Consider the following 4,329-nt stretch of genomic DNA (forward strand, 5'->3'; position numbering starts at 1 on the left):
GAACCTTCGGTTTTGGGAATGTCTACGGATGATGTGTTGTATAAAACTTTTCCCGATCTGCTCAGAGCCGATTTTACCGCAGGGATGGAGACGACTTTGGATGAAATCTCGGTGGGTAAGTTGGAGTGGCAAAGCTATTTGATTGGTTGGCATCAGTCCTATTTTCAGCCAATGCTGGCGCGGGCATATACGAATCTCGGTGCAGATTTACAGCCAAGTAATCGCAAAAATGAGCTTTCGGATGTGGCTTGTCCTGCTTGTATTCATCCGCTCAGTAAGATTCCTTCTAAGAAGGTGAGTGGCGGGCATTTTCTCAAGTGTGAGCATGGCTGTGAGAATCTGGTGATGTTCTGGAGCGATCGCCGCAATCAGTGGGAGATTCCTCAACCGAAGGGTGAAAATGCAGTGACGGCGGAGGTTACTAGTTTTGCTTGTCCTGTCTGTGGCAAGCCTTTGGCTAAGTTTCCATACAATAAGGATGGTGTGGATAAGGTGATGTTGAAGTGTGCGGATGTTCAGGCGCGTCAACGCAAGGATCATGCGGATGTGGTCTTTTTCTGGTCTTCTCAGGAGAAGTGGTGGTCGAAGAAGTTTGGTGATTTGGATGAGGCGGCTAAGCCGAATTTGGGTAAGGTCGCAACTGGGAAGGAAAAGAAAACTTCTCAGAGAAAGCCTAAACAATTATCAAGTAAAGTTGCTACAGAATAAGTAAAAAACTAGCAAGATAGCTTTCAAGATCAATCTAATTAACAATTTTCACGTACTTAAGCCGTTGCAGGGCTACCTTAATACGCTGATTGAAGGGTAAATCTTCAGCTAGTTCATGCAGCAATTTATGCAAATCTCTGTAAGTTGTCTGATTCACCTCTATGGGTTTCTCAGTTGGTTCCCACAGTCCTAATTCTGGTTGAGTATCGGGGTAGTGGAAAATCTGAGATTTCCAGCTACATGATAAACACCACCAATAGAGCCAAGGCTCGCGATCTGGTTTGTCTGGTTGGACATAATCGCAAACCTCAGACAAGTTGCGATCACCGCAATTAGGGCATGGGGGCCAATCTGACATGTTCATAACTATTTTGGGCATCTAGGATCGTTAAAGGGAATCACCGTCATATCTCCATTGGGGGCAAATTGCACAATGCACCCTTGCAATCCCAAATCAACATCAACATCATTCAAAGGATTTTGCTGAGTTTGCCAATACGTCAAGGCTGCGATTGCGGCTAATCCTATCACTACAGCAGCAAGAACTTTAAGCCAGTTGATGTTTGTTTCCATATTTTTATCTGTAAAATATTTCAAGATTTTAAACAATATTTTTTATTTTTTCACAAAAAAAAACTAAAATATTTGTGCATAACTTATTGTTTTTTATGAAAAAAAATCTAGTTGCACTGATATTTGGAGTGGCGATTATTTGTCCTCTAACTGAAAATCCTGTTAATGCTCATGGAGGTCGTACTAATGCGGCTGGATGTCATAATGATAGAAAAAATGGTGGGTATCACTGTCACAATAGTGGAACTAGCACTACACCTTCTGCACCTACGACTGTTTGTACAACTATATCAAAAACTTTTTCTCAAGTTGATTTAATAAAAGAAGATAATTCAAGTTTTAAATCAGGCAGGATTCGTGATTTCAAGAAAATTGAATCTAAGTTAAAAGGTAATCTAGGAGTTTTAATTAGCTATACAGTAGATAATTTTTCAGTCAAAAAGTTTGACCATAAAAACTCAAAAATTGGGGCTATTTTTTCTTTTGGAAACAATAAACAATGGGTTTCTATTACAAAAGTAGAAGAACTAAATAATGGTGGTTATAGGTTCTTTATATCTCCTAATTCTTTTGGAATTAATAAGGTTGTTATCCAAGAAACTCAAGAAAATAAACAGGTTTGTAATTAACAAATAAGCAAACAACAACAACCCTAACTAATCAGTTAGGGTTGTTGTTGTTTGCTTGGCGATCTCTATTCTAGAATAGTATTTTACATTTTTTACATGTGTCCTGCTGAGATACTAAGCCTAGCCATAAAAAGCCGTCTTTATAAGCAAAGTAATCTTAAGGTGTCGAAGGATGTTGAGTATACTTGCCATCATAAAACAACAACCACTTTCAAATGAGTAAGGGGGTGGGATGAATTAAATATAAGATAGCCACGCCTCAAACTGTTGCTGTAACAGAAAATCATTGTAAGTTTAATTACGCCTACCTACTTAAGGGTATTACCGCCTACCTACTTAAGGGTATTACAAAGGTGTTGAACGATAATAGTCAACTCTAATTAACTATTGCTTTTCACTATAGAATCTTTATTCACAGCATGGAAAAACACGAACAGATCACGATCGCAGAATATGAACTTACCGCAGAGTCCTATCGCGTCGGCACTTGGGAGCATGACGTATCCCAAAATCGTGAAGCTTTGATCGAAGCCATGCCTAGAGTACCAGGCAAAATTTTGGATCTTGGTTGTGGTCCAGGCAGAGATCTAGTTGCATTTCAGGCTATGGGGCATACAGTAACAGGACTAGATGCTACTCCGTCATTTGTAGAAATGGCGAAACAGGCGGCTGGTTGCCTAGTATGGGAACAAAGTTTTTTAAGTCTCGATCTCCCGAATGATCACTTTGATGGGATCTTTGCCAATGCTTCGCTAATCCATGTACCCAAAACCGAAATGCTTCGTGTGCTTAAGCATTTACATTATGCCCTGTGCGATCGCGGAATTTTAGTGATGTCGATGGTACGAGGCAATCATGAAGGTTTTGCCGAAAGACCTACGGGTTATCGCTATGTGACTGGCTGGGAATATGAAACCCTAGCTCCAAAACTTTTAGAAGCACAATTTCAAATTCTTAGGCATTATTATCGTCCAACAGGTATGCCTATCGAAAGTCAATCATGGTTGGTTTTCGTTGCTCAAAAAGTCATCATTTAAGATATACACACATATGCCTCAACAGAAAATATATGGAAAATTGCTACAAGGGCATCAGGTGGCTTCTGGCAGATCCCCAAACAGCCCATACCAAGCAGGCACGATCCGTACACAAACACCCTTTTTTAAAGAGTTAGGGCTTGATTTGTCACCTTACTTTAGTGGCACTCTCAACGTAGATATTTCACCTTATATCTGCATCATGAACAGCCCACAGTTCACTTTTCGGCAGGTGAATTGGACAGAGGCTCATCCGCCTGAAGACTTTTCATTTTCCCGATGTCCAGTCATTTATAACGATGAAAGCTACGATGGTTGGGTCTACCATCCACATCCAGAAACGAAAATTCGACATTTTCACAATCCTTCAGTGATGGAGTTGGTTGCAGTTCCTATTCCCAAGATTAAATATGGCGATCTCCTGCAACTATTAATCAATCCTCTAGAGATTGACATTGTTGAACCCACAACCTAGCTCTATCACGCAAATTATCCTAAAAGCGATCGCCTCGGCGAAAACCTACGACGATTGGGTGATCGAAGCCTCCAGTCTACTTACTCTTAGAGCATTAGCTACAATTCGCTAAAGCTCATGCATACAGCCACTTACAGACATCAGCATAAACCATACTTCTAAAAATATATGCCTAAAAAGCATTAGAATTGGTACTACAGTATAATCATTAAAGCTAATGAAACTTCCCAACGGGGACAGAGCCGAACTGGGAGATAAACTCGAACGCTACTGTCTGAACTATGAACATCAGAAAGGTAAACATAAAGCTCTACTTTTTGAAAAACGTCTTGGTATTACCATCGCCAATAAAGAAATTCTAGAGCAGGCTCTAAAAGAAGCTGCCATTGAAGGTGAAGCTGAACTTTACAAGGTAGATCAATATGGCACTCACTACGATCTCGCATTTGAACTTCATACTGATATTGGTGAATCACTAATTCTGAGTTGTTGGATTATCAAAATTACTGAAGACTTTCCACGCCTTACGAATACTTATCCTATTGATTAGAAAAAACACTATGAACGACATCCAAGAATATGACCTTGTTGCTTTAACCGAAGAGGCGATCGCTACGCATAAAGTCACTCACCAGCAAATCCTACTGCGACGAGGACAAATGGGAACAGTTTTAATGTCCTTTGATAACAAAGCATTCCTAATCGACTTTACCGATAAAAAAGGCAATACCTTCGCTATGGAAACAATCGAACCTGTCAAGCTATTACGCCTCATCAATGAACCTGAATTAGTCTATTCATGACTATTCCCAACCCATGACCTTCACAGCAATCCTAGAGAATATAGCCAAATCAACCGTCGCCACAAAAATAGGCGAGAAACTCAAAACAGCCAAAAGCATATCCC

Annotated in this window: 7 protein-coding genes and 1 pseudogene; 6 read left to right on the top strand and 2 right to left on the bottom strand. The window is 40.2% G+C overall.

Annotation, left to right across the window (positions count from 1 at the left end; all coding sequences use genetic code 11):
• Nucleotides 1-708 (top strand): annotated as a pseudogene (locus AC805_RS26310) (DNA topoisomerase I); the annotation flags it as partial.
• Nucleotides 709-742: 34 nt separating this feature from the next.
• Here AC805_RS26310 and AC805_RS13655 read toward each other — a convergent pair.
• Together AC805_RS13655 and AC805_RS13660 are read right to left on the bottom strand one after the other, a co-directional pair.
• Nucleotides 743-1,066, bottom strand: coding sequence for a hypothetical protein (locus AC805_RS13655; RefSeq protein ID WP_055075935.1), 324 nt, complete (start codon nucleotides 1,064-1,066; stop codon nucleotides 743-745).
• Between the two features lie 8 nt (nucleotides 1,067-1,074).
• A complete protein-coding gene (locus tag AC805_RS13660; RefSeq protein ID WP_055075936.1) occupies nucleotides 1,075-1,281 on the bottom strand; it encodes a hypothetical protein in 207 nt (68 codons plus the stop codon).
• A 95-nt stretch (nucleotides 1,282-1,376) separates the two neighbouring features.
• Between AC805_RS13660 and AC805_RS13665 the strand changes: the two genes are divergently transcribed.
• The 5 genes from AC805_RS13665 to AC805_RS13685 all read left to right on the top strand — a co-directional run bounded on the left by AC805_RS13665 (nucleotide 1,377) and on the right by AC805_RS13685 (nucleotide 4,225).
• Nucleotides 1,377-1,910, top strand: a complete 534-nt coding sequence (locus AC805_RS13665; protein WP_055075937.1) for a YHYH domain-containing protein — start codon at nucleotides 1,377-1,379, stop codon at nucleotides 1,908-1,910.
• 419 nt (nucleotides 1,911-2,329) lie between these two features.
• Entirely contained in the window at nucleotides 2,330-2,947 is a 618-nt protein-coding gene (locus AC805_RS13670) for a bifunctional 2-polyprenyl-6-hydroxyphenol methylase/3-demethylubiquinol 3-O-methyltransferase UbiG (protein ID WP_055075938.1), read from the top strand.
• Nucleotides 2,948-2,960: 13 nt separating this feature from the next.
• Nucleotides 2,961-3,422, top strand: a complete 462-nt coding sequence (locus tag AC805_RS13675; protein WP_055075939.1) for a hypothetical protein — start codon at nucleotides 2,961-2,963, stop codon at nucleotides 3,420-3,422.
• A 217-nt stretch (nucleotides 3,423-3,639) separates the two neighbouring features.
• A complete protein-coding gene (locus AC805_RS13680) occupies nucleotides 3,640-3,972 on the top strand; it encodes a DUF6883 domain-containing protein (RefSeq protein ID WP_055075940.1) in 333 nt (110 codons plus the stop codon).
• Nucleotides 3,973-3,982: 10 nt separating this feature from the next.
• Nucleotides 3,983-4,225, top strand: a complete 243-nt coding sequence (locus AC805_RS13685) for a DUF4926 domain-containing protein (RefSeq protein WP_055075941.1) — start codon at nucleotides 3,983-3,985, stop codon at nucleotides 4,223-4,225.
• The last annotated feature ends 104 nt before the right edge of the window (nucleotides 4,226-4,329 follow it).

It is taken from the genome of Pseudanabaena sp. 'Roaring Creek' (assembly GCF_001402795.1).
Lineage (GTDB): Bacteria > Cyanobacteriota > Cyanobacteriia > Pseudanabaenales > Pseudanabaenaceae > Pseudanabaena.

Excerpts from the sequence above, each read along its gene's own strand:
- AC805_RS13655 (WP_055075935.1), bottom strand. The coding sequence starts at position 1,066 with ATGTCAGATTGGCCCCCATGCCCTAATTGCGGTGATCGCAACTTGTCT.
- AC805_RS13660 (WP_055075936.1), bottom strand. The coding sequence starts at position 1,281 with ATGGAAACAAACATCAACTGGCTTAAAGTTCTTGCTGCTGTAGTGATA.
- AC805_RS13665 (WP_055075937.1), top strand. The coding sequence starts at position 1,377 with ATGAAAAAAAATCTAGTTGCACTGATATTTGGAGTGGCGATTATTTGT.
- AC805_RS13670 (WP_055075938.1), top strand. The coding sequence starts at position 2,330 with ATGGAAAAACACGAACAGATCACGATCGCAGAATATGAACTTACCGCA.
- AC805_RS13675 (WP_055075939.1), top strand. The coding sequence starts at position 2,961 with ATGCCTCAACAGAAAATATATGGAAAATTGCTACAAGGGCATCAGGTG.
- AC805_RS13680 (WP_055075940.1), top strand. The coding sequence starts at position 3,640 with ATGAAACTTCCCAACGGGGACAGAGCCGAACTGGGAGATAAACTCGAA.
- AC805_RS13685 (WP_055075941.1), top strand. The coding sequence starts at position 3,983 with ATGAACGACATCCAAGAATATGACCTTGTTGCTTTAACCGAAGAGGCG.